The organism is Paenibacillus donghaensis (assembly GCF_002192415.1).
Lineage (GTDB): Bacteria > Bacillota > Bacilli > Paenibacillales > Paenibacillaceae > Paenibacillus_AQ > Paenibacillus_AQ donghaensis.
Map to the genome: position 1 here is coordinate 3060387 of NZ_CP021780.1, position 21137 is coordinate 3081523.

The window sequence follows — 21137 nt, forward strand, 5'->3', positions numbered from 1 at the left end:
TGGGGATTGTGTCCTTTTTGTTTCCTGCTATTAACAGTCAATGAAACGTCAGGGCGCCTTTTCTTAAACGGTTACAAAAACAATTTAAGATAGTACATTTTTTTAATTTTCTCCGGAAGGTAGAATGAGGACGCTGACCAGAAAAATCAATACAAGAAGGAGATGAAAAAATGAAAGCGGTTTTATCTGTCGAGGGAGGACTGCAAATGCTCAGGAAAAGATTCAGATATCTGCTGCTTTGTCTCGCGGTGCTGCTGATGCTGCCGCAATGGAGTGGAGCGGCGGCTGCGGCAGAGTCGACGCCAGATACGCCATATTCGGCATCGGTGCAGGGGGGGAAGAACGTGTCGGATTTCTACAATGTTATCATGCAGGCAGGAGCTGATCCATGGGTTTATAAGCACACGGACGGCTATTATTACAACGTATTTGTCAACGCCAGCGGCATCATGGTCCGCAGAGCGAAGACCATCACCGGCATTGATGCGGGCGAGAGGAGCCTAGCCTGGACACCGGTTAAGGGTACCCTGTACAGTTCCAATGTTTGGGCGCCAGAAATGCACTATCTCAAAGATACCGACGGAGAGTACAAATGGTATATTTACTTCGCGGCTGACAACGGAACCAACGCAAACCACCGCATGTACGTGCTGGAGAACGCCAGTGATGATCCGATGACCGGAACCTGGGAGTTCAAAGGAAAGATTACCGATTCCACCGACCGTTGGGCGATCGACGGCACGGTGCTGACTGTAAATGAGGAACACTATTTCATCTGGTCCGGCTGGGAGGAAACAGACGGTAGCTTCCAAAATTTATATATTGCAAAGATGAGCAATCCACGGACCATCAGTTCGGAACGGGTATTGATTTCGACGCCTGACCAGATTTGGGAAACGTCTCCGGGCAGAATCAATGAAGGCCCCCAAGTCACTATAAAGGGCGAAACCATCAATCTGGTCTATTCCGCCAACGGAAGCTGGACAGACAGTTACTGCCTTGGGCTGATCACCGCCAAGATTGGCAACGATTTGATGAATCCCAGCTCCTGGGTAAAACAGGACAAGCCGATCTTCTCCAGCGCCAATGGCGTTTACGGCCCGGGCCACCACAGCATCGTCACGTCTCCTGACGGCACGGAGGATTGGATCATCTACCATGCCGCCCGCTGGCCGGGATCAGGATGGACCCGCAATGTCCGCACGCAGAAATTCACCTGGAACGAAAACAATACGCCGAACCTGGGAGAACCCGTAGATCCGAACAGACCGATTGTGAGGCCTTCGGGCGAGCCGGTTCGGAAGCGCTATGAAGCGGAAAACGCGTTGCTGGTGAAAGATCCTAGTGGCGAAACTTCTCCCGGTGTCTGGCGGGAAAGTACCGCTTCCGGCGGGATGAAGATCGCAAACATCAAGAGCGCCAATGATTATGCCCAGTTTACAGTAACCGTGCCGGAGGCGGGATTCTATGTGCTGTCCGTGCGCAATGCCAACGGCTCATCCAATGCGGCGGATGCCTCCCATTTCTTGTCGGTCAACGGCAGTTCCGGCGCCAATTTGAACATCGTCTATTCCGGCTCGAATCGTTGGGGAACCTCCACGGCGAAAGTCTATCTTAAGCAAGGCGACAACATCATCCGCTTCTCGAAGGGTAACAACCTTGCCGAAATCGACAGTATGGATATATTCCAGCTTGATACGTCGGAAATTTTATTCGAATCTCCGGGGTACACGCTGGGGTTGGGTGAAACCCGCAGTTTGCCCCTGTATACGGTAACAGGCACTACCTATACCGCTGTTAACACAGGAGTTTACTTCAGTTCTTCCGACACGAAGGTCGCCGTTATTGACGGAGGGGTTAGGGTTAAGGCTGTCGAGGCGGGTAGTACCACAATCACCGCGACATATAACGGGAAAATGACCACGGCCACGGTTACCGTTGCTGCTGAGCCTAAATCTGTGCAGTCCGTTGTCATCAGCGGATTGGACAACATCCTGACTAGCGGGCAGACAAGCCGGCCATTGCAGGTAACAGCACGCTATAACAATTATGAAGTCCAGAATGTGACAGATGATGCTCAGTATACCAGCAGCGATCCCGGGGTGGCCAGGATTGATTCTGATTCGGTCAGCCAATCGGTATATGCGATTAAACCGGGCAAAGCTCTTATTACAGCCGAATACAACGGCAAGAAAGCGACACTCAACTTGACTGTAATTGCAGCTTCTGACGCGATTCAGGTTGTTTCATTAGTGAAGACTCCTTCTGGAGTGACTCCTAAGCTGCCCAGCGTTGTTGATGTTGTCTACAATAGCGAGTCGAAGAAGGCAGAGGTCGTCAGCTGGGAGCTGGTGGGACTTGACTTCAGCTCTCTTGGCACTGTTCAGGTGCCCGTTACCCTGAAACTGGGTGACCGTGATATTTCTTCTACCGTTGCCGTAGAAGTTGTCCCGGGGTGGGGACTTGATGAGATTGTGAATCAACTCCGCAACAAGCTAGTCAATTTCTCCTATCCTTTGGGCGATGGGTTGGGCAACTATAGTCAATCCAAATATGATGCCTTCGTGGCCGAGGTGGACAAGGCGGAGGAGATGGCCGTAAACGCTGATCTGAGCGAAGAACAGTTTGACGAGGAACTGGATAAGCTTGCCGGGGCGGAAGCCGCTCTGTTAGGTTCGCTTAACAGCATACAGGATGGCGTGATCTATAACGCTTACCGGGATTTCTCCGGCGATACGGCGGGCAAATACCCTTACGGCATTGCCACCGAAGATCTGACCAATGGCGCTACCGCCACTGTGCAGGAAGAAGACGGAAATAAATTCCTGCGACTGACCACAACTGCTACTTCGGGCAAGGTAAACCTGTTCCTGCCGTATGCTGGCGAGGTAAAGGCTGAGTCGGATCAGCGCATCGTCATCGAATATCGTGTCAGATTAAACAGCAGCTTCCAGTACGCCAATGGCGCCATGGTGAGAACTGACAGCGGTACTGGCAATTATTCCATGGTCACGGCTTTTGATACGGGTAAAATTGTCGTGCAGAATGGAGCATCCAGTAAGATTAAAGTTAAAGACTTCGATTTCAATACATGGTACAAAATCAAAATGGTGGCTAACTGGGACGCCAAGACTTATACCGTCTATATAAACGATGATCCTGTTCCGGTGGCCACTAACTTCATCTTCCGCCATACAGGCGGCAGCAAGCTGACCGGACAGCGGTTCGGCATCGACGGCTACGCCAACGCCTCCATCGACTTCGACGATTTCAAAGTCATGGTTACCGGAGGATCGAAAGTTGCAACTGAGGGGCTGGAAACAAGCAACGAAACAGCGGCAGACGCCAAGGATGGGCGCATCACTGGCATGTAAGCGGAAACACAAACAAAAAATGAGGTGAGCTAAAGTGATCAGATATACAAGACGTATGATTGCAGTGATGATCACGATCGCACTTTTTGTCGGGATGATGCCCGCCTATGCAGCCAGTAATCCATCCTCTGAGGACGGAGGAATGGTTTCGGAAGCGGGGAAAGTTGGCGATTTCCCTCTAGCGGCTAACGGAACGGCAGCGGCCATCTGGGTTGACGTCGCGGAGAAAGCGCCGGTCAGACGAGTGGTGAAGGACTTGAAGGAGGACATCAAGCGAGTCACCAATCTGGATGCCAATGTGAGTAGCGCGGCCGCCCTGCCCCCAGGTCCCGTCGTGATCGTGGGCACACTGGCTGGCAGCGCTCAAATTAAGGCGCTGGTCACCGAAGGGAAAATCACCGCAAATGAGGTAAACGCTATTAAAGATGAATGGGAAGCCTACTTAATCAAGGTGGTGGACGAAAACACCCTGGTCATCACAGGCTCGGATTCTCGCGGAGCCATCTTTGGCGTATACGAGCTCTCGGAACGAATGGGTGTAGATCCTTGGTATTTTTTCGCTGACGCAGCAATCAAAAGCAGGAATGCGGTCTATGTAACGGCCAATACTTCAGTCACTGACATGCCCGATGTGCGGTACCGCGGTGTTTTCCTCAATGATGAGGAGAAGCTCAGCCGCTGGGCAAAGGATGTATTCAAAGACCCGGAAACGATGGGTCCGCAAACCTATGCCAAAATCTTCGAGCTCATTTTGCGGCTGAAGGGCAACTACATCTGGGCGGCTATGCATGTCAATTCGATTAACAATGTACCGGGCAATATTGATCTGGTGCAGGAATACGGCATCGTGCTGGGCTCCAGTCACCCCGATATGCTCCTGCGGACGAACACCCACGAGTGGGATGAGTGGAAAAAGAACTATGTCGTACAGAAGGGTGTTAATCCCGACACGATTCAATATGACTACACTGTAAGCAAGGAGGCTGTGCTCCAGTACTGGCGGGAAAGCATCGAACGCCATAAAGACACCGATGCGCAATGGACACTGGGTATGCGGGGGATACATGATGAGGCTTTCAATGTGAAGAATCTCATGGAACCTGCCTATAATTACTTGGGCGGTGATCTGGAGGAGCGGAAAGCTGCCCTTATGAATGAGATCATCCGGGAGCAGCAGAATCTGCTTCAGGAGATACTGGGCCAGGATAAATATGAGAATTCCTTCCAGGCATTTATCCCGTACAAGGAAGTCCTGCCTATCTATAATCACCCCAAATTTGATCTGCCCGAGAATGTGACAGTGATCTGGTGCGACGATAATCACGGAATCATGCGGAGGGTACCTGATGCTGCAGAACGTGCACGCGAAGGCGGACACGGGTTATACTATCACGTTTCCTACTGGGCTCCTGTCGACCAAAGCTATATGTGGCTCAATTCGATCCCCCTTGCCTTGATGGGTGAGGAGCTCAGCAAGTCTTGGGATCATCATATTCGGAAGTCCTGGATACTGAATGTGGGCGATATCAAGCCGCAGGAAGCCGAGATGACCTTCTTTATCCGTTACGGATGGGACGTAGAGAAGTACAAGAACCAGGCGGATCAATTTCTGAAAGACTGGACTTCTGAACATTTCGGCAGCCAGTATAGCGACGAGGCAGCTGATATTCTCACTACTTTCTACCAGCACACCAACGTTCGCAAGCTTGAGCATATGAAGGTTGACCTGTTCAACCAGACTCACTATGGAGATGAGAGTTCCAAGCGGGTGGCGGTATATCAGGATTTGTTCAACCGCACCGCCGCTATCTATCATGCACTGCCTGAGGCGCAGAAGCTGAGCTTCTATGAACTGGTGCAGTCCAAAATTAACTGGGCGTATTATGTCAATAAAGCCTACTATTATGCGGATAGAAGCAATCTGGCTTTCGATCAGGGCAGGATGGCTTCCGCCGATGCGTTTCTCAAGCTTTCGCAGGAGGCTGACCTGGCCAAGAAAGCGGAAATTGCGCGTTACAGTACGATGGCAGATGGCAAATGGAAGGGATTCATTGATCCCGAGAATGCGTCGCCTCCCGTCATTAATCAGCTTCCCCCCGGCACGCCGGCGCTGGTGCTGGGAGAACCGTCCATGGGCGTGGTCGTGCAAGGCGAGAAAATGCCCCAGGAGAACTCCAGGGTGGTCTTCTCCCCTTACAACCAGGATGGTAAATTCATCCAAGTCTTCAACAAAGGAGCCAGCAGCATCAACTGGACTGCCGCCGCCGATCAGCCTTGGGTACAGCTCTCCGCCGCGGCAGGAACCGTCAGCGACGAGACCCGTCTCTGGGTTACGATTGATCAGATGGAAGCCCACAAAGGCGCAACCGCAGCGATTACGATTACCGATACTGCAGCCAACACGAACAAGACCATTCAGGTGGCGATTGAGAATCCGGCAATGGCCCTGTCCGCAATCCAGGGCTACGCAGAGGCTGACGGCTATGTTTCGATTGAAGCCGAGCATTACAGCCGCTTGAACACGAACAGCGATAAGACCTGGCAAATCGTCCATGACCTGGGTCGTGCTTTTGGCGGTGATGTAGTGCGTGCTTTTGCTCCTGACCTGAGCGCCGTGGATGAGACTGCGATCACCTCGGCTGCCCCCAGCCTGGAGTATGACATCAACCTGACCTCCGCAGGCCAGTTCCCGTTGGAGATATACCGGATTCCCACGCTCAATTCCAAGGGGAAGGTACGCTTTGCCGTATCCGTGGACAACGAAACCCCGATTGTCGTGGAATCCGCCGCGGCCGATGAGGGGCAAGGCACCATCTGGGTGAGCAACATCTTCCATATGATCGAGAAGCATGTGGTGAATATGCCCGCTCTGTCAGCTGGAAAACACACCGTCAAGCTGTGGATGGTGGATAGCTATATTATGATTGACAAGATGGTGCTGTACACCGGTCCGGAGGGTGTCATTCCCACCGAGCTTGGCCCTGACGAGAGTTACCACCATGAATACAATACTAAGTTCAGCCCTGGCATCGATCTTCTGCCCTGGACCTCAACAGTAGCTGAACCGATTAACATCCCGGCTGGCTGGGGAGGGGGAGCTGTTGTTGAAGCGGATGGAAAGGTAAGCGTTGAGGCCGAGTACGCCATGGAACATGTGCTTGATTCCGAAAGCCAGATTACGTCTGACATGAAGGCGTACACCCTTTCCAAGCGGGATAAGGCTGCCCAGGTGGCAGGGAAGATTCCCAATGCCTGGCGCCTTACTCAATCGGACACCGGCATGGCCATGCGCCTTCCCGATCTGGGCGGACAGTGGTCAGAGAATGCCGAATTCCCTGTATATAGTCCGGAATTAACATACAAAATCAATTTTAGCAACACGGGTACGTATAATGTCTGGGTCCGCTGGCGGTATGTGGACAACGCTTCCGACTCTATTCGCGGCGGTTTGGATGGCAGTCTCGGCAACTTCTCGACAGATGTTTTTTTTAGCAATAATTTGGATGAGAAATGGCACTGGAAAAACGTGGGCAAGGTTAACGTCGCCACAGCGGACGAGCATTCCTTCAGCCTGTGGATGCGCGAGGACGGTCTGTATGTAGATCGCATCTACCTGACGAAGAGCGGCGAGACCCCAACCGACGCCCTCTGGAACCCCTCCCTCCGGGCGGGGAGCACTGCGGGACTGAGGCTCCAGGCAGCCGTGAACGCGAAGCGCGCCGGGATGTCCGGGACCTCTTATCCATTAGGTGATGCTCTCGGTCATTACCGTCAGGCTGCCTATGACTCCTTGATGAGTGCGCTGAACGCAGCGGATGCCTTGGCCAAGAGCGGAAGGGCTACAGAGCAGCAAGCTGACGAAGCCCTGAATGCCATTACTGCCGCCGAAACAGCTCTGGCCCATTCTCTCGTCCTTACACGGGATGGCATGACCTATAATGCCTTCAGAGATTTCTCTGGTGATAAGGCGGGCAAATATCCTTACGGCTTTAACGTCGAAGGGATGACCAATGGCGCTACGGCCACTGTGCAAAAGGAGGGTGGGAATCAATTCCTGCGTCTGACCACAACCTCTACTGCCGGCAAGGCCGATCTGTTTCTGCCGTATGCAGGCGAGGTAAAGGCTGCTTCGAATCAGCGTATCGTCATCGAATACCGCGCCAGATTCAACGGCAACTTCCAGTATGCCAATGGCGCCATGGTGAGAAACGACAGCGGTACTAACAATTATTCCATGGTAACTGCCTTTGAAAATGCAAGTGGAGTGCATCAGATCAAAGTGCATAAGGGCACATCCAATGCAGATAAGGTCAGCGTCAAAGCGTTTAATTACAATCAATGGCACACATTTAAGATGGTGGGCAACTGGGACGCCCGGACTTATACCGTCTATATGGACAATGATCCTGTTCCGGTAGCCGCTGACTTCAGCTTCCGCAACACAGGCGGCAGCAAGCTGACTGGCCAGCGGTTCGGACTGGATAACATGCCGGGCGGCTCAATCGACTACGACGACTTTAAGGTTAGCATCATAAATCCTGCCAAGCCGGAGACGCCTAATGATATTACTGGCGTTACTCCTGTTTCCCTTCCGCCTGTAGCTCTCGGCACGGATAAAGCAGTCGTGTTGAACAGTCTACCGAATAAGGTGGGGGTTACACTTGGTAGTGGTGACAAAGCTAAACTGAATGTGACCTGGGATAACGAGACCTATGACGCATCGAAGTCTGGTGAATACATTTTTACAGGAACGATCACCCTGACAGGCACAATAACCAACACCAATGATCACAAAGCTGCTGCCAAAGTGACAGTAGCCCGGATCAAGATCGCCACTGTTGGTGACAGCATTACCTTTGGCTCTGATTCGGCAGGTCCCATTAAGCCCGAGGACAAATACCCCGCCAAGCTGCAAAGCCTGTTGGGTGGAAATTATGAGGTGGCGAACTTTGGTGTAAGCGGTGCCTCCATGCTGAATAAGGGAACCGATACCGGTGGCGCCAAGAAGGGCTATGTGCACCAGGGAAAATATATGGAGAGCAAGGCATTCCAGCCCGATGTTGTTATCATTATGCTGGGAACCAATGACTCTAAGGTGCTGAACTGGCATCCGTACAAAGCAGAGTATGTGGATGATGCTCTGGCGCTCATCCAGAGCTACCGTGATTTGGACACCCATCCCGTTGTATACCTGGCTACATCGCCTACAGTCGTACCAGGGTCTAATCGATATGGCATCCAGGCCGATGTGTTGCATAACGAGATTGTTCCGCTCCAAAAGCAGATTGCACGGATTGCGGACAGTAGTTTTATTGACGTACACGATGCAACGAAGAATGCAACACTGGATCAGTTCCCGGATTATGTACACGGCAATGCCGCTGGCTACACCTGGATTGCCAATGCCATTCACGCCGGCATTACTGCTGATCCGGAACCTAAGGCGCCTCGGATTACCCAGGTTCATCCAGTAGCGATGAAGTCGCCTTCCGGACAGACACCCAAGTCGTTGTAGAGTATTCCGCACGCTTTCAAACGGGACTTCAGTATGCGAATGCTTTCCAGCCGAAGAACCAAGCAGGTGCCTACGCTACGATACTTGGTATCCTTTCAAAATCATTGCTGATATGGATGCGCAGACTTACAGCGTCTATATGGGGGATGAGATCATTGCGGAGAACTTTGCATTCCGTACGGAGGGCAGTACTGTACTAACGGGACATGTCTTCGGCATCGACGGCTTCCCCAATGGGCAAGTGGATTTCGATAATATCCAAGTCAAGATTGCATCGGTGGCGGAAAAAGCCGAACAGGATGCGCCCCGAGGGGCTTGGGCACCAAAAGATTAGATTCATTACAGGGACTGTCACCGCTATGATCGGTATTATAAACCTGCGGGAACTATGGAGGGATGGATATGTCAAATCCGACATATGAAAAATTTGAGCCATTAAGAAATGCGAAACTTGTTTTGGGGTATCTGACATCCATGGTGGATGAAAAGGCGGACAACCTTCCGTATTGGCTTGTGCTGCCTCATAAAAAGCCTGCTGAAGCCGCTCACTGCCGGGTAGACGATGCGGAGCTGGTTGGCTCCTGGTATGAAGCCATTGACGCCGTCCGAAAAATGCTGAAGACGGAAGAAGGCGCCCCGGTTCAGTTATCCTTTTACCGCCATCTCATGAAGTCTTGGGGAGAGCATGGGCTGCGCTTTCATGAGCCATACCCCTGGACCCATACGAATCACAGCTCCTTTCACGAAATGGGCTATATCCTTCCGGCGCTGAACAGGATGCTGGAGAACAATCCCGGGGATCAGGAGCCGGAGAAGAGGGCTTCTGAGCTTGTAAGAGGGCTCCGTTCACTTGTAATCGAAAGAAAGGTCAGAACCTTCTGGTCAGGAGATTATGAGGAAAAGGAGCCGGTTTATGAATTCCCCAATGATGTGTATTTGAAAGACGGCGGGTTCGATCTGTCAAGGCACACCGGGCGGGGGGAGCAGGGGATCCGCAATGCCATTGTGCTTCACTCCCTGGTGCGCAGATATGAAATCGCCGGAGACGAGGTTGCGCTTGATTTGGCTATTGGCATTGCCAACCACCTCTTGGGACCCTCGCGCTATTTTAATTTCAAAATGGAGTTTTTCGGCCATGTCCATTCGGCAGGTTGGGTTGCCTCTGGACTCGTCCGGCTTGGCCGCATCACCGGCAGCCAACGGTACATTGCCGCAGGCAAAGGGATATATGACTATATCCGTTCCCTGTCCTCCTCCTTCGGCTGGGTGCCCGAATATGCCCAGTGGCATCCGCTGCATGAGGAGCACTGTGAAACCTGCTGCATTAAAGATATGATCGAATGCGCTAATGAATTGATTCTGGCCGGGTACGAGGAATATTGGGAGGATATGACCCTGTTTGCACGGAACCAGCTGGTGGAAAATCAGTTGAAGGTGTCTTCCTATGTAGTTACAGACAATACCCGGCCTGACGGAGAGGGGGTTAGCTACAGGGAGATTGACAAGAGAATGATTGGCGGCTTCACCGGAGGCTCCCTCGTCAATTCCATTTCGTTGTCCAAGTTCCGCTCCATTGCGGGCTGCTGCGTCGGCATGGCTCCGGTGGCCCTGGAAATGGTATGGAACCGGTCGGTGGAATTCCGCGATGAGATGGTTCTCGTCAATATCCCCGTTGATAAGGAAACTGAGGAAGCCACGGTGAGCATGAATTATCCCGATACAGGTTATATTTCCATCACGCCCAAGCGGCGGTGTGACGTTGCAGTACGGGCTTACGACTGGATGGGTCAGGATCTGGGCGGGAGGATTAATGGAATAACCTGCGTACCCTCAAGGGAGGGCAATCTGGTAGTGTTCCGCAATGTAGCAGCAGGGGATATTGTGGAGCTGGAGCATCCTTTGGAGACGGCGGTGGTGAAAGAAACGGTGCGGGGCGAGGAATATTCGGTATCATGGAGAGGCTGTGATGTCATCGATATTTTTCCGCGCGGAGAGCACTTGAGACTATACCAGCGGAATTTACACATCCCGAAATACTATCCATCCGCGGAAGATGTTCATTTCACCGGGGCCGTCAATTATGGTCCTACCCAGCAGGCGCAGGGGAAAAAGTAACGGCAGACACAGACATAAGCAGAAACCGCAACCCGCAAAAGCAATTTTGCGGGTTGCGGTTTCTTAGCTCCGGTCGTCTAAGGACAAGAACATAGTCCTATTGGAACCTGCGCCTGGCGCGGGTTTTCTATTTTAAGGGATCAAGTTCTTATCCTTTGCTCGGGACGAGAACTAGCTTACTGTTCCTTGGCATAATTCAACCCTAAGTGATGAGCTTGGTTAAGCAGCATCTCATAATGCTCGGGATTGGAATCTAAAGTCTCGTATAAAAATTCAACCTTGGAATTGGAAACACCGCAATAATCTGCAATGCCCACATTGAGCAGATGAGTAATCATTTCATCATAGTTACGCTTTTTCATCTGTTCTTTCGAAACGCCTGCCAAACCAATCCACAAAGCATGCTGATGATGAAGCTGGTTCGTACCGTATGCAAACCCGTTGTTCCATACACGGTCAATATAACCTTTTAGCATGGCTGGCAAATGCCACCACCAGACCGGAAAAATAAATGCCAAGGCATCATGCTCCTTCATTCGCTTAATTTCCCTTTCCACCTCAGGTGAAAAGGATTGCTCCTCAACTGACAAGTCAGGTTCATCTACTCCTTTTAAAACAGGGTCAAAGCCTATCCCGTGTAAATCCAATATCTCATAGTCGTGGCCAGCTTCGGCAAGACCTTGTGCGAAACGATCGGCAACCTTAAAGGTCAGGGAATCTTTTCTCGGGTGCGAAACAACGATTAATACGCTCATGCTTGTATCTTCACTACCTTTCTGAAAGTTAACTTGTAGCCATGATCAATGGCTGATGCTATTATAAACAGTAATGAATTAATCTGGAAGTACGCACTTTCAAGTTCTATAGGATGATATAGGTGCCTTAGGAACATGGAAGTGCCCTACATAGATGAACTAGAAACTTACCTCAAGAGCCGACTGAAGGGAATGAATACTATGTTCCTAACAAAAACACAGCCTTTTAACGGAGGAATAAGAGATGACTGAAAAGAGGGAAAATAGCGTTCAAAAAAAGTATAAAGTTGGAGTAGAGGCAGCACTAGAAGTAATGGGGGGGAAATGGAAGCCTTTAATCATCTATCATTTGATGACTGGACGGAAACGGACGTCTGAGCTTCGACGGTTAATGACTGGTATTACTCAAAAAATGCTGACCACTCAACTAAGAGGCCTGGAAAAGGATGAGATTGTTACACGAAAGGTTTATACAGAGATCCCACCTAAAGTGGAGTATGAGTTAACGGCGTACGGCTGGGGACTAAAACCCGCGCTAGACCATTTATGCTATTGGGGAGAAGAACACCTGGAAAAGGTTCATGGGGAAAAATCCAAGGTTTTGGAAGAGTTTTAAGGCTGTTGCCATATTAAAAAAGAAAGGTACGGAAATAAAAAACCACTTACGCTCGGAAATCCCAAGCTTAAGTGGTTAATCGTGCTTTTATATCTTATAACAACCTTAAGTTGTCGGGTTCAATGCCCCTTGATACTCATTCATTAAATTGTCGATAATCTGCTGTACGGACAAAATCTCTTTAATCTCATGAACTCTGGACCCAGCAAAAACCAAACCGTTCTTAACATCTCCTCTAAGGGAAGTAAGCAGGGATTCCATTGTACAGAAGCGATGTGAACAAACCTTTAGACAATCATAGCATTTGACTATCTTTAATTTGGCATCATCACTGATCCGGTCCGTAAATTCATTCCGAATCGCTCTACCTTCTAGACCCACTGTAGACTTGATGAGGACAGTATCTCCTTGCTGAGCATCTACATACTTTTGCTTGAAGGCTAAGGGAGCATCACACTCATGGCTAGCCACAAAACGGGTACCCATTTGAACACCAGATGCGCCAATCCGAAGGGCTTTTGCGATATCATCCCCTGTCAGAATCCCACCCGCAGCAATAACCGGAATCGAAACGGCCTCTAAGACTTCAGGAAGGATATCAAACATGGATCTGTCTGTACCTAAATGGCCCCCAGCTTCGAACCCTTCCACAACGACTGCGGAGGCACCAAGTCTTTCGGAAATTCTGGCTAATTTGGCGGATGAAACAATAGTTACTACAGGAGTACCATATTCTTTACCCCAAGCATAAATATCTCTAGAAATTCCGGCTCCGGAAATAATAAAGTCAACCTTTTCTTCCAAAGCAACCTTCATTTTTTCGGCAAAGTCCTTCACTGCGAATAGTACGTTCACACCGATATAGCCAATCCCTTTAGAGAGTTCTCTTGTTGTGCGAATATGCTTTCTCAGCTCTTCAGTAGTGATCCCTGTACCAGAGATGGTGCCGATCCCGCCTGCATTGGCTACAGCAGCGGCTAGTCCACTTAAGGATATGCCTACGCCCATTCCACCTTGAATAACAGGAACTCTGGATTTAATATGTCCGAATTGGATGGTTGGAAGTTTCAATTACACACCTCTTTCACAAGTTGTAGACATTATAAAAACTCCTCTGGAGTAATTAGCTATAACGTAACACAGTTAAGTCTTTCCCGATGTGACTGTGAGCATGCTCAAACTATGTTAAATATCATGTCTTTCAACTTAGAAGCGGCGGTGTTATCCCGTTTGAACACAAGCGAAAGCTTCTTGTCTCCGTCCATTTCCGAGAGCACTGTGTTACTCAGATCGATCGGGATCATCGTTCCGCTGCCGCCGCTAGCCACACACGAATGGCCCCCGCAAGCTTCATCGATCAGATGCTCACCCGTAGAATCTCCCGGCAGACTGCTATAAGTCACTGTGCTTTCAGACCAATCATCATATACACTGCGGAACACTGTAAAGTTAGCCGAGTTCGTGTTGGTCTTGTACAGCTTAAGCGTGGCATTAGTAATGGGATCTGTAATGCCGGACAGATCGAACTTCATCAGAAATTGTCTGCCGGCTCCCAAGATCAACGTCCCTGACGCATAGTTTGTATTGACATTTACATTGTGAACGCTTGCATCATCCGTCGGACTAAGCCTGACGATCACTGTGCTTGGCGATGATTGTTCATCGGCATGAACAGGAGAGACTATCCCCGTCAAGAGACCGACGATCATGCTTATGATCAGGATATACGAAATGTGTTGTTTACATAATTTCATGTTGCGGCATACCTCCAAGTAGGAAAAGTAAGAATTCGTCACTACGTTGTTATTCGTAACAGATTTTATATTGCCAATACAGATTCACCTCCTTATGAAAAAGTAGCATAAACGCAAGTGCAGTTTTTTAAGGAGGATATGCGGGTTTCTTAAGAAAAGGAAATTTTGAACCTATCAGGAAGCATGAAGTTCAATATTGAGGTAATCGTTACGATTTGGTGCTATTCATTCTCCATAACATCTGTCATCCTTTTCAGGAAATCAACTTGATAACCTATAGAAAAGGCGGGAAAGAGATGGCTATCGAAGTATCAGAGAACAGGAAGAAGCTTCAAGCCTTGCTGGAGCGGGCTGAAGACTTAATAGAAGCAAGAAGCCGCTACTACACGAACGGGTCCAAGCTGGCTTTGTACGACATGATGCAAGCAGCGGATCAAGCGTTAAATGACGGGAACGGTTTGCCTTTCAAGCGGAACCGCGAGTTTTACATCCCGCGCGGGGAAGAGGAAGTGCTGTTTGCGACCAGGCGGTTTACGATGGTCCCTCCCTTTGCGGAAGAGGGCAGCGTGTATACCCGCTATGGACTGGAGCCGGCACTGGAGTGGTTTGAGCAGCAGGATATGTTCCATGGAGGCAAGGAGCTGCTTCCGTCCAAAGCAGAACTGGCGCTGGAAAAAGCGAATGAGCTACTGAAGGGGGCCATACCCGGAACACAAGTCGGCTGTTACGGGGAAGAAGCAGTCTGTAAGCTTAAAATTTCTGTAAGGATGCTGGAACAGGGCATTAATAACTTCCGTTCAGAGGAATCCGGTGAAGAGCTTGCACTTGCCATTGTGGATTGCTTTAACCAGGTCCGCGAATGCCGGCACTCCCGCGTGCTCCGCATGGATGTGGAGCCGGCATCTTCTCTTTATTTGCCGGAGCAGGGACTGGAGCAGGTTAAAGGTGTAATCGCATCCGATCGCCTTGTCCGGACCCAGTACGAACAGATTGCTTCCATTGCTGGGCATTTCAGCATAGACGACCTGAAGGATGCTGCGGCCATGATCATCGGCAAGGAAGCGGATTACAGTGAGCTGAACCGCCGTTTCTATCTATGGAGCTCTACAGACAAAATCGTGAATTTCCAGGCACCGGAGAATGCAGTAACCGCAACGATTTCCTTCGTGCTGCCAGCACAAGAGAACGAGCAAGACGGTTTGGGGCATGTATGGATCGACAATCTGGAAATTTTGTCGGCAAGCGGGGGAAGCCTGGAAATCCGCAATCCCGGGTTCGATGAAGGCACCGGGAGACCCAGCTGCTGGCTGCCGGAAGTCCGCAAGGGGAATCCCGTCATGCTGTGGGAGAGCCGATATCCTTACTGCGGCGGCGGTGACCGGAAACGCTTGGAGACGGCCAACCCTTCATCACAGGCAACACCTCGTTACAAGGACGGTGTTGCCAAGCATTCGCTGTATCTCTGCAATCCAGGCCGTGAGGATGAGGGAGCCTGGACTTACAGTGAGCAATTCAAGATAGAAGGCGGAGCCCGCTACACATTAACCTTCAATGCCAAGCTTGACGGCAAGCTGAAGCAAGGGCTGAAGACGGTCATTACGTATTATGACGAATCGGGGAACCCGGCAGGGGGATACGAATACTTGTTCAACCGGAAATCCTCACTTCCCGGAGGCCGCTTCCAGTTGGCTATGCAATGCGACGCCATCCAGTACGCCATCACCGCTGAGCTGGATTACGCCCGAAAGGTCAAATATGCCCTTCTGTATATTCTTCACGACTTCTGCCAGGGCGCAGAGCATTGGATGGTCAGTAATCTCCGCCCGGAAGGAAGTGACAGCTACGGCGCAGTTCAAGGCGGAAGGCTGCTTAGCAGCGCGGCCGTCAGCTACTCTTTGATTAAGCAAGCGGGAGTGTTTTCAAGTCAGGACAAGGAAAGATTCTATGAGCTGGTTGAATATCTTCTCCGCTACATGCTGGATCTGCGGGACCGGACAGAGTGGACGCACCGGGAGGCGCAGGCAGGCTGCAGCAATTGGCAGACAGACATGTGCGCCGGCACCGGGCTGATGATGATGACGTTAACCGATTTTCCGAACCGCCACACCTGGCTGTATAATGCGGACACTATTCTGAAGGCCCAATTAGAGCTGAATGTAAATCCGGATAACTCCTGGCCGGAATCCATTCGTTACCATCATGCGGCGCTTGAACGATTCGCCGGCTATGCCAAGGCAGCGCGTAATGTCCTGGGAGACGATTGGTTCCAAACAACCCCGCTAGCGCAAATGTTCGGATTCAGCATTGAGATGCAGACACCGGGTTACGAATACTTCGGCGGACGGATCGGCACGCCTCCCTTCGGCGATCATGCGCTCGGCGGAGGGGCGAATTCGGCAGCTTCGCGGCCTATCTGCAAGATGTTGCTGAGGTTGACCGCAAACTGGCGGACAGGATGTATCATACATGGGCCGCTGCCGGCAAGCCATTCAAGAAGCTGTGGGGGGAGGCCATCGTCCTGGAAAATATACTGGGTCAAGGGGACAGCTACGTACCGGCAACAACACTCGACCTAAGCTCGACGGATTGCTTCCCCAATGCCGGCATTTACATTTTCCGCAACTCTTACGGAAGCCCGGGGCAAAGCTACTTTGCCATCATGTCCAGTCCCGAGCCGATCGCACATGGACATTTGGACCAAGGCTCCTTCATTCTGTACAAAAACTCAATCCCGCTTGTGATGGATTCGGGGATTGAAGGCTATTTCGACAGCAGCACAAGCTGGCATATCAGCTCCTATTCCCACGCCTGTCTGCAGTTTGCAACCAGACAAACCGCTATGCCGGAGAATAAATCAGGCGCAATCAATCTTTCGGCGGGAACCTACAGTCTGGAGCGGGGATGGGTGGACGTGCCGCGCAATAGCCGGGTACTGGACGTGAAGCTGAGTGAAGAGGCAGACAGTATCACGATTGAGATTAATAATCCCGAAGAACAGGGAAAGCATATCCGGCATGTGACTTATGTTAAGCAGGCTGATCTCTATGTCATCCGGGATACGGTGGAGAATTTCACCGGTCTGGTTCAATTTAATCTTCTGGTTGCGGCACAACGTACGGAAGCCGAAGGAAGCAGACTCTTATCTGAAGGTGTATATGGTGTTGATCTCGAAACCATCTTCCTGTGTCCGGTGCAGTCGATCCAGGTGGAGAAGGGCCGATCCACTCCATTCTTCGATAGCGGCGATACGGACAAAGACGTTTCCTTGATGGACTATATCCGTGCCGTTGCGGATGCAAAGGACGGATTCCTTACCATTTTATATCCGAAGGAACGCGGACAGCGGAAACTCCAAGTAAAGACGGATCAGGCTGGTTCCATATCTCTGCAGGCGGGAGATCATTGCTATCGGTTAGAAATTAGCTCCGAGCGATATGGAGTCAAGCTATATCAGACTGTGCACCAAGGAGAGGGTAAACAATGAACGTCCATATTGATTTGCTTAGCGATTGGAAGGCTGCAGGAAGCCCTTCAGAATCAGGGTACAGCCTAGACCGTAAGCTTCTTCTGGAATATCCTGTCGCACTTGATGCCGAAGGCTGGTATCCGATCGGCTTCGAGCGGGGCCACAATGGCGCGCTGGATGCAATGGACTGGTACGGCTTAATTCTAACAATCAATACGCTAGATGCATCGACAGCGATAACTCTCCAGGCGAACTTTATCGGCCATCCGCCGGTTCAGGCCAAGGCAGGGATATCAGGTCCAGGGATCCACGAGCTGAAGGTGAAGCTGGAGGATTTCGCAATCGAGTCGGCCAAGGCCAACATCTGGCGCTTACTGCGGAGCTTTGAGCTGAAAGGCAATGCTGAGCTTCGTTCGGCGCGCCTGGTAAGAGGGGAGAAGCTGTTCGTCCAAGCGGATGTGAAGGGCAAGTCCGGCGAGGCGGGGGAAGCAGTTGTCTATAAGATGACGGTATATAACTGCACAGAGCTTCGGCAGCACGTATCTGTGAAGCAGCGTTTGGACGGCTGGGAATCGCTCCTGGCTGAAATGACTCCCGGGGAGTTCGACCTTGAACCGTATGCAAGCAGAGAGTTGACTGCAGCCGTAAAAGTGCACGATTCGATGGTACCCGGCGGTCATGAGAACACTGTACTCCATTTTACAGCTAACGGGGATGGCGGAAGTGCCGTGCTTGTTGAACTGAAGACGCTAAGAAGTCTTGCCCATCCCTATATTTACTGGTCGAAAGAGCAGTGGGCTGAGCGCAGGATGCTTATCGATCGCCATGAAAGCTTCATACCTGGATATCAACGGATTCTGGAAGATGCGGACTCATGGGTTGTACAACCACCTGTACCTGTTGATGAACGGGATTATTGCTACGACACTGCGGAAGAGCATTACATCATGTCTGCCGCATACGCTTATGCACTGACTGGTAATAAACGTTATGCGGAGAAGGTAGCGCAGTTCTTCCGTTATTTTATTGATAAGGATACCGGCTATCCCACAAAGAAGAAGGGCTGCAGTCAGAGTTACGTACAGGAAGGTCATTTCTTTCAGCATCTGGCTATTCCCTATGACATCATCCATGACACAGGGGTGCTGACACCAGCAGAACATCAAGGGGTTGAGACATGTTTCCGAATGTATATGGACATCCTCGATCACCATATCCGCAGCGGGCATATGTCCAACTGGCTGTTGTCAGAAATAACAGGTGCTTTCTATTGCGCACTGGCGATTCAGGATATGGAGAGAGCGCTTCGTTTCGTATTTGGACCGGGAGGAACGATCGAGCAGCTGAAGTTCGGGCTGTTCAACGACGGCTGGTGGCATGAATGCTCTGTCAGCTACAACACCTGGGTATCGTCAATGTATATCCATACGGCGCATGCGCTTTTACCGTTCGGCATTAATATTGTCCATACGCATTTTCCTGCTCCGTTTAATGACGAAGTGAGCAGCACGTTTAACGGAGAGCCTGCCGAACTCCGCTTCGGAATGTACAACAAGCGATGGGGCGGAAACCGTAAGGGCTTCGTCCGCATTAAAGATATGTTCGATGCGACAATTCCTTTTTTGGACTATAGGGGTGTGTTGTTCGGCATCAGTGATTCCGAAGAGAAGAAGCTGGAGGGTGTACATTTTGGTTCAACATACGATTTAGCCTATACCTATTACAAGGATCCTGAATACGTCCCGGTCATACGGATGAACCATGCGGTCGATCCGGTATTCGGCCATGCACAGCTTCCTGACCATGAATCTTCCAGTGTGAAGAGCAATGCCTTCTCGGATAATGTGGGGGTTGCGATGCTGCGGAGCCAAGCTGAAGGCAGAGAGCAGAAGGAACAGATTCAGGCTGTTCTCCGTTACGGTTCTCACGGGTATGCCCACGGTCATTTCGACAAGACAGGCTTGCTCTCCGTCATGAGATATGGCCGCAGCTTCTTCAATCCGGAGCATGTATGGTGGGGATACGGCCATTTCATGTATAAATTCTACGTACAAAACTCAATGACCAAGAATATGGTTGTCATCGACGGGAAAATGCAGATCCCTGCTGACTCCAGACGGAGCCTGTTCTATAGCGGGAGCGCCATTCAGGCAGTCGCAGTAGAGACAACAGCCCGGTGGGCGCACCCGCCCTACGGCGGGATGATCTATACTGATGGCGAGACGCTGGAGGAGCGCTGCGCGATGAATGCCAGCTCCCTGCCCCAGGCACCGGACGGTGCCCAATACGGCGAGCTGTCAGACTATACGGAGCCTGTCCGTCAGAAGCGGGTGATGGGCTTAACGGATGACTTTATCGTACTGTTCGACTACGTACAAGGGGAGAAGGAGCATGCATTCGATTGCTTGTTCCAGATTAAGGGTTTCAAGGAGCTGCAGGCAACGGAATTAACCAAGCTCAAGCATACCAGCCAATGGTGTAACAATCCGCTCTCCGATGGGCAGTTCATTACAGATTGTCATTGGTACGAGGCGAAAGGTACAAGCGTTGCCCGCTTTGAGACAATCTTCGGCGAAGGAGAAGATTTGCGGGGAACAAGAACGGCTTATAATACACCCGGGCTGCTTAAGATGGATGTGCATACAGCCTGGCCGCAGCAGACAGAACAGATTATAGGCCGGGCGGCTGAGTATCATGGAATTACAATCCCGCTGGATTATACGGTGGAGGCTGACGGGGTTACGCTCGCGGAAGGGGGATTCGGCGCCTGGCTCCTTGGTGAAGGCAAGGTCCAACTGGAGCTGGAAGCTGACATTCAACTATTGACTCTGCGGGTAAAAAACCATCCGATTTACACCGAGCAGAAGTACCCTATCCATACGAAGCAAGGTTTGTTCTGGGGCGAAGCGTATGTCATCACTGCGGATGGGGCGAAGCTTCCGTTAAGCGAATTGTCTCCCAAATATGAGAATGTGGACAACGGCTTCGGAATTGGAAAGGATTATGAGAACGGCCGCGTAACCATCGTGGGAGAGGAATATCCGTATGCCATGCCGACAAGTCCGGTAAATCATGAGCATGAGGCTGTAATCAGCGTCAATCTGGAAGGGCTGCAGGCGGTTCGCTTCGTCGGCCTGATTGGCGCAGATGCATTCCCGGGCGAAGAAGCCCAAAGACGGATGACCTACGGGATCCAGACGCATGGCAAACTCGGACGGTTCATTACAATCGTAGAGCCTTACGAGTCGCAGCAGATGATACACTCTGTACAGGCGGCAGACCCAAATACCGTACGGGTAGAGCTGATAGACGGACGGACACAGGAAATTACCGTCAATGATATTGAATCCGGATACTGCTCACTGCTATTACGCGAATACCGGAACGGCATTCTGATCACCGAGGAGCTGGCGGCGGACAAATAAGCAGTCAGGCATGAAACACCCGTTTCATGCCTTTGCTTTTGTTCAAATTTGTACAGTTCGCACTACCTTCTTAAACAACCTGACTAAGAACTTAAAAAAAGACATACCCTGGCAAGA

The 21137-nt window shown here is 50.8% G+C and carries 11 protein-coding genes; 8 read left to right on the forward strand and 3 right to left on the reverse strand.

Features of this window, described 5'->3' with window-relative positions; genetic code table 11:
- Nucleotides 1–206 precede the first annotated feature (206 nt).
- The 4 genes from B9T62_RS13145 to B9T62_RS13160 all read left to right on the forward strand — a co-directional run bounded on the left by B9T62_RS13145 (nt 207) and on the right by B9T62_RS13160 (nt 11004).
- Nucleotides 207–3374, forward strand: coding sequence for a family 43 glycosylhydrolase (locus B9T62_RS13145; protein ID WP_087920262.1), 3168 nt, complete (start codon nt 207–209; stop codon nt 3372–3374).
- A 34-nt stretch (nt 3375–3408) separates the two neighbouring features.
- Nucleotides 3409–8889, forward strand: a complete 5481-nt coding sequence (locus B9T62_RS13150) for a glycosyl hydrolase 115 family protein (protein ID WP_087915664.1) — start codon at nt 3409–3411, stop codon at nt 8887–8889.
- A 112-nt stretch (nt 8890–9001) separates the two neighbouring features.
- Entirely contained in the window at nt 9002–9223 is a 222-nt protein-coding gene (locus B9T62_RS13155; protein WP_087915665.1) for a hypothetical protein, read from the forward strand.
- A gap of 68 nt (nt 9224–9291) precedes the next feature.
- Nucleotides 9292–11004: a glycoside hydrolase family protein gene (locus B9T62_RS13160; RefSeq protein WP_087915666.1), complete on the forward strand. Its 1713-nt coding sequence runs from the start codon at nt 9292–9294 to the stop codon at nt 11002–11004.
- 176 nt (nt 11005–11180) lie between these two features.
- On the opposite strand, the gene B9T62_RS13165 is transcribed toward B9T62_RS13160, so the two are convergent.
- Nucleotides 11181–11759, reverse strand: a complete 579-nt coding sequence (locus B9T62_RS13165) for an NAD(P)H oxidoreductase (RefSeq protein WP_087915667.1) — start codon at nt 11757–11759, stop codon at nt 11181–11183.
- A gap of 244 nt (nt 11760–12003) precedes the next feature.
- Between B9T62_RS13165 and B9T62_RS13170 the strand changes: the two genes are divergently transcribed.
- Entirely contained in the window at nt 12004–12375 is a 372-nt protein-coding gene (locus tag B9T62_RS13170) for a winged helix-turn-helix transcriptional regulator (protein ID WP_087915668.1), read from the forward strand.
- A 105-nt stretch (nt 12376–12480) separates the two neighbouring features.
- Here B9T62_RS13170 and B9T62_RS13175 read toward each other — a convergent pair whose 3' ends face one another.
- Together B9T62_RS13175 and B9T62_RS13180 are read right to left on the reverse strand one after the other, a co-directional pair.
- On the reverse strand, nt 12481–13446 hold the full coding sequence (locus tag B9T62_RS13175) for an NAD(P)H-dependent flavin oxidoreductase (RefSeq protein ID WP_087915669.1): 966 nt from the start codon (nt 13444–13446) through the stop codon (nt 12481–12483).
- 104 nt (nt 13447–13550) lie between these two features.
- Complete coding sequence (locus B9T62_RS13180) at nt 13551–14129, reverse strand: DNRLRE domain-containing protein (protein ID WP_087915670.1); 579 nt, start codon at nt 14127–14129, stop codon at nt 13551–13553.
- A gap of 296 nt (nt 14130–14425) precedes the next feature.
- Between B9T62_RS13180 and B9T62_RS13185 the strand changes: the two genes are divergently transcribed.
- The 3 genes from B9T62_RS13185 to B9T62_RS13190 are packed head-to-tail and all read left to right on the forward strand — an operon-like array spanning nt 14426 to nt 21020.
- On the forward strand, nt 14426–16705 hold the full coding sequence (locus B9T62_RS13185) for a hypothetical protein (RefSeq protein ID WP_245864447.1): 2280 nt from the start codon (nt 14426–14428) through the stop codon (nt 16703–16705).
- A 35-nt stretch (nt 16706–16740) separates the two neighbouring features.
- The gene (locus B9T62_RS40700) at nt 16741–17613 is read left to right on the forward strand and encodes a heparinase II/III domain-containing protein (RefSeq protein WP_245864591.1); all 873 of its coding nucleotides are present in this window, start codon (nt 16741–16743) and stop codon (nt 17611–17613) included.
- The gene (locus B9T62_RS13190) at nt 17610–21020 is read left to right on the forward strand and encodes a hypothetical protein (protein ID WP_087915671.1); all 3411 of its coding nucleotides are present in this window, start codon (nt 17610–17612) and stop codon (nt 21018–21020) included. Before B9T62_RS40700 ends, B9T62_RS13190 begins: the two co-directional genes overlap by 4 nt.
- The last annotated feature ends 117 nt before the right edge of the window (nt 21021–21137 follow it).